Source organism: Sutterella sp., assembly GCF_052272535.1.
Taxonomy (GTDB): domain Bacteria; phylum Pseudomonadota; class Gammaproteobacteria; order Burkholderiales; family Burkholderiaceae_F; genus Sutterella.
The window spans coordinates 1-5,434 of sequence record NZ_DAVZJY010000169.1 but is presented as its reverse complement, the minus strand read 5'-3'; the positions used below and the strand labels follow the sequence as shown (position 1 = coordinate 5,434).

General features: G+C 67.0%; 4 protein-coding genes. 3 read left to right on the top strand and 1 reads right to left on the bottom strand.

Features of this window, described 5'->3' with window-relative positions; all coding sequences use genetic code 11:
* The first annotated feature begins 534 nt into the window (after nt 1–534).
* From ACT6Y9_RS08420 to ACT6Y9_RS08410, 3 genes are all read left to right on the top strand, one after another.
* Nucleotides 535–1,497, top strand: coding sequence for a 2-hydroxyacid dehydrogenase (locus ACT6Y9_RS08420; protein WP_443744209.1), 963 nt, complete (start codon nt 535–537; stop codon nt 1,495–1,497).
* 31 nt (nt 1,498–1,528) lie between these two features.
* Nucleotides 1,529–2,368, top strand: a complete 840-nt coding sequence (locus ACT6Y9_RS08415) for an NADPH-dependent 7-cyano-7-deazaguanine reductase (protein ID WP_443744208.1) — start codon at nt 1,529–1,531, stop codon at nt 2,366–2,368.
* Between the two features lie 343 nt (nt 2,369–2,711).
* Nucleotides 2,712–4,196, top strand: coding sequence for an FAD-dependent oxidoreductase (locus tag ACT6Y9_RS08410; RefSeq protein ID WP_443744207.1), 1,485 nt, complete (start codon nt 2,712–2,714; stop codon nt 4,194–4,196).
* Between the two features lie 193 nt (nt 4,197–4,389).
* On the opposite strand, the gene mmuM is transcribed toward ACT6Y9_RS08410, so the two are convergent.
* A complete protein-coding gene (gene mmuM / locus ACT6Y9_RS08405) occupies nt 4,390–5,340 on the bottom strand; it encodes a homocysteine S-methyltransferase (RefSeq protein WP_295478148.1) in 951 nt (316 codons plus the stop codon).
* Between the last annotated feature and the right edge of the window lie 94 nt (nt 5,341–5,434).

Here is a 5,434-nt window from a genome sequence, read left to right as displayed (position 1 = left end):
TTTCTCGCCGCCACCGCCCGGAAGGGGCCGTGCTCGAGCGGAATGAAGACGAGCAGAAGCGCGAGGAAGAAGCCGTTCACGAAGCGCGCCGCGGCGCCGGCGCCGTTCGCCCGCCAGATCTCAAGTCGGCGGGAGAAGACCTGCTTCGGGTTCTCAGTGGTGGGGTGCTGCATCTTTGGGGGTGGAGGCGAGATCCGCGGCGCCGGCCTCAACGATGCACGGGATGCCCCTGAAAGGTTTTGTATACGGGCCGTCGACGCGTCATGCGGGAAAGAGGCGTCTACGACGAACGGGCTAGCTTAGCCGATGGAGGGCCGGCTTGCTCGGGGCAGCTCATTCTCAGGATGCATTTCCTTGCACAAAGGCAACGTCCATGACGCATCTTTGCCTTGCCCTCGAGGCGCCCCGAAGGTCTCCGGGAGGACTGCGGCGGGAACGCCGCAGGACTGGTCCCGGGCGCCCGCCGCTCGGGCCGCAGTCCCCGCACTCCGCTAGACTCGACTGATCCCTCTCTCTTTTCAAAGGACGAATCCGATGCTCGAAGGCCGCCCCCTCATCATGAATCTCATCGCGAGCCGCATCACGACGCACCCGCTCCTGCCGCGCCTCCCGGAAATCGGCCGGGTCTTCCAACGCGACGAGCTCACGCCCGAAGCGCTCGCCGACATCGCGCCCCACGTGGACGTGTTGGTCGGCGCCTCGAACCTCAAGGTGCCCAAGGCCGAGCTCGACCTCTACCCGAACCTCAGAATCGTCGCCGACTTCGGTGTCGGGTACGACGGCTTCGACGTCGAGGAGATCGCCCGCCGGAACCTCCTCTGCGCCCATACGCCCGACGTGCTCTCCGAAGACGTCGCCGACCTCGCCGTCGGACTGATGCTCTCCATCACGCGCCGGCTCCCGCAGGCCGACGCCTTTGTGCGCGCGGGCCGGTGGCCGAAGGAAAACTTCCCGCTCGGACGGCGCATCGCCGGGCGCCGCATCGGCGTCGCGGGCCTCGGGCGCATCGGGCGCGTCGTGGCGCAGCGCGCCGAAGCCTTCCGCATGGAGGTGGGCTACACGTCGCAGCACCCGAAGGACGTGCCCTGGCGGCGCTTTGAGGACGTGAAGTCGCTCGCCGCCTGGGCGGACGTCCTCGTCGTGGTGATTCCCGCGACGCCCGAAACGCACCACCTCGTCAACGCCGAGGTTCTCGACGCCCTCGGACCCGAGGGGTACCTCGTCAACATCGCCCGCGGCGCCCTCGTGGACACGGCGGCGCTCATCCGCGCGCTCGAGGAGAAGCGCATCGCCGGCGCCGCGCTCGACGTCTTCGAGCACGAGCCCGAAGTGGAGGCCGGGTTCATGAAGCTCGAGAACGTCGTCCTCGCCCCGCACATCGGGTCGGCGACCGTCGAAACCCGCTGCGCCATGGCGGATCTCGTCTGCGAGAACATCCGCCTCGGCCTCGCCGGGAAGCCTCTTCTCACGCCCGTTCCGGGCACCCGCAGGGCATAATGCGGGCTTCGCCACTCTTCGGAGACACTTCATGCCCGTCCTGATGCCCGAACCCGAGGGAACGCAGCTCGGCCGCGCCACCACCTACGCCGAGGCCTACAGCCCTGAGCTCCTGCAGCCCATCGCCCGCAGCCTCGGCCGCGACGCGATCGGCGACCACGACTTTCAGGGCACGGACGTCTGGCGTCTCTATGAGTTCTCCTGGCTCAACGCCCGGGGACTGCCGCAGGCGGCGCAGGTGGAGCTCCATGTTCCCGCCTCGACCCCGTCGATCATCGAGTCGAAGTCGCTCAAGCTCTATGCGATGAGCTTCGCGATGACGCGGCTCGCCGGTGGCGCGGCAGAGGCCGAGTCGATCCTCACGCGCGACCTCAGCGCCGCCGCGGGCGGCCCCGTGAAGGCGGCGGTGCACCCGCTCGGGACCTGGAAGACCCTGGTCGAGCCCATGCCGGGCGATCTCCTCGAAGCCATGTGCCCCGACGTCGAGGTCGAGGACTTCGAGGTTAATCCCGAGCTCCTCAGGCGCACCGAGGGCGGCCCGCGCACGGCCGCCGTCTGCTGGTCCACGAACGTCTTCCGCTCGCTCTGCCCGGTGACGGGGCAGCCCGACTTCGCGTCGATTTCGCTCCACCTCGCGGGCGAGCCCGTGGATCCGGCGTCGCTCCTCAAGTACCTCGCCTCCTACCGCCGTCACCGCGGCTTCCACGAGCAGTGCGTCGAGCAGATCTTCCACGACCTGCGCACGCGCTTCGACCTCAAGGTGCTCGAGGTCCAGGCGTCCTTCACGCGCCGCGGCGGAATCGACATCAATCCCTTCCGCTCGACCGTCTCGGCCGAACCCCACCGCGTTCCGCGGGAGCTCCGCCAGTAGTTCACCCGCCTTCTCCGCCCGCATCGGCGTTTTGAGCAGCATTTTCCCGAGAGCCGTCCGGACCTCAACGTCCGGGCGGCTTTTCTCTTGACTGCGGCTTGAGGATCATGCGGGCGATTCTCAAGCCGCATGCCAGAAACAATTCGCAACAAAGGTAAAGCCTGCGGCCTCAGATCAAATGCTCTTCAGCGCCCGCATCCATCGGTTTTCCCCGGGGGTAATCTGCCGCACAGCATTTGGTGAAAGCCGGCCCGCCGGACGCCTTCCCGTCGTTCACCCAGGACGACTCGGAGGGCGCAGGAAGGCGCCTCACGGACCGACAGGAAGAAAGGAGATTCCCAAAATGTTGGAAAACCGTAGAGAGTTCTTCAAGACCGCCGCTGCAGGTGCGCTCGGCACCGCGGGGATGTTCGGCGGCGCCGCCGCCGTTGAGGCGAAGGCCGCCCCGAAGGCGAAGTACGACCTGATCATCGTGGGCGCCGGCTGCGGCGGCCTCGTCTGCGCCGTGCGCGCGGCCGAACTGGGCCTGAAGCCCCTCCTCCTTGAAAAGATGCCCATGCCTGCGGGCAACACGATCTACGCGGCAGGGTTCCTGCTCGGCGTCAACACTTCGTTCCAGAAGGCCAAGGGCGTCGCGAACGACACGGCCGAAGCCTTCTACAACGACATGATGAAGGTCTCGCAGCAGCAGGCCGTCCCCGCCCTCACGAAGAAGGTGGTCGACAACTGCACACGGCTCCTCGAGTGGATGCACTCCTACTGCGGCGTGAACTTCGCGACCGGCGCCCACCTCGTCTGGCCGATGCTCACCCGCGCGCACCTCGTCACGGGCGAAGTGAAGCCGGGCGGCGCGCAGCTCGCGATGACGCTCCTCAACAAGGCGAAGAGCCTCGGCGTCGAAGTCCGCACGAGCACCAAGGTGGTCGCGCTCCTCTCCGACCCGAAGAAGGGCAACGTGACGGGTGTGCGCATCAAGACGAAGGCGGGCCTCTCCGAGGTCACGTCGAAGTACGGCGTCGTCCTCGCGACCGGCGGCTATTCGGCCAACCAGGAGTTGGTGACGCAGTTCATCGGCTCGGCCGGCGCCAAGATGCCGATCCGCGGCTCGCGCATCATCGCTGGCGAGAACATCGTCCTCACCGCGCCCTTCATGCCGAAGGTCGTGCACGTGGATCAGTACCACTGCGGCCCGATCTACGGCCCGACCGGCGCCAACCCCCTGAACATCGTGAACAACGGCATCTGCGTCAACAAGCAGGGCGTGCGCTTCACCGATGAAGGCCAGACCTACGTGCAGATGGCGCGCGACGTCGCCGCGAAGACTCCGGACAACTGGGCCTTCATGATCTGCGACCAGACGACCCACGACATTCCGATTCTGAAGAACGACTGGGAGTCCTACCGCCGCACGAACGCACCGGTCTACACGGGCGACACGCTCGAAGCCGCCGCCAAGGCCGCGGGCCTCGACCCGAAGGCCGTCGAGAAGACGGTCTCCGACTGGAACGAAGCGGTCAAGGCGGGCAAGGCCGCGCAGATGACGCCGCCCAACACGCTCCCGAAGACCCCGGTGATCGAGAAGGCGCCCTTCTACATCGTGCCCTTCCAGGGCGGCATGACGGCCACCTTCGGCGGCCCGCTCATCAACACCGAGGCGCAGGTGCTCGACACCGAGAACCAGCCGATCGAAGGGCTCTTCTGCATCGGCAACGCCGCGGGCGGCTTGTTCTACGACAACTATGTCGGCGGCGCGCAGCTCACGAGTGCGGGCGTCTTCGGCATGACCGTCGCCGAACACGTCAAGGCTCAGAAGGAAGGAAAGCTCTGAGAGCCTTATCTGAAGCGCCTCTGAAGGCCTTCAGGCCCTTCCGGGGCCTGAAGGCCCTCCTTCAAACGGATTCGGCCGGGTCTCCCGCATTCGGGAGGTCCGGCCGAGCTGTTTCTTGAGCGCCCGGGAGCTCCCAACGGCGTGGGGGAGCGGCCGGGCGTTCGGGGCGTTCGGGCGTGAGAGGCTCCGAAACCTACTTCTTCGCGGCGCCCACGAGGCGCGCGATTTCGGAGATGTCCTGCGGGAGCGTGCGGCAGCAGCCGCCGAGGCAGAGCGCGCCCGTCTTCTCCCAGAGCGGCACGTAGTGGCTCCAGGAGGGTTCGTGCGGGCCCGCGGCGTGCCAGGTCTTCGTCACCGGATCGTACGTCTCGCCCGAGTTCGGGTAGACGACGAGGGGCTTCTGCGTGAGTTCGCGCATCTTGAGCAAAGCGGGCTCGACCCATTCGCGCTTCACGCAGTTGAGGCCGAAGGCCTCGACCTGCGGGTTGGCGTCCATCGCCTTCGCGAACGTCTCGAGGGCCGTGCCGTCGGGCATGACGCCGTCCTTCAGGGTCACCGTCACCCAGCAGGTGACGTTGCGGTTCTCGATCATCGAGAGGACGGCCTCGATTTCATCGAGCCGCGGCTGCGTCTCGATCGCGAGCACGTCGGCGCCCCCGTCGAGGAGCGCGTCGAGGCGCAGCTGATGGAACTTCACGTACTCGTCGCGCGTGAGGTGATAGTCGCCCGTGTATTCGCTCCCGTCGGCGAGGTACGCGCCGTAGGGGCCGATCGCGCCCGCGACGAGGAGGTCCTCGGGGACCCACTCGGGATGGTCGAGGAGCACGTCGTTCTTCGCCTCGCGGGCGAGTTCGGCGGCGCGGCGGATCCAATTGCGGGCCTCTTCGGCCGTGTAGCCCTTGGCGCCGAAGCCCGCCTCGGTCGCCTGGTAGGAGTCGGTGATGGCGGCGTTGGCGCCGGCCTCAAAGTACTGCCGGTGCACCTCGCGGACGAATTCAGGGTGTTCGATCAGCGCGCGGGCGCTCCAGAGCGAATCGTTCAGAACCATGCCGAGCTTCTCGAGCGCCGTGGACATGGCGCCGTCAATCACGAGAGCGCCGCGGCGGCGGATGACGTCGCCGAGCGGATGACGGGTGGGAACCATCTCAATCTTCTCCAGGGAAGTGGTGAATTCGGGCAGTTTATGCCGTTGACGCACTCCCCGCCCTGAAGGACGGGGATTCTCCACTTGACCAACG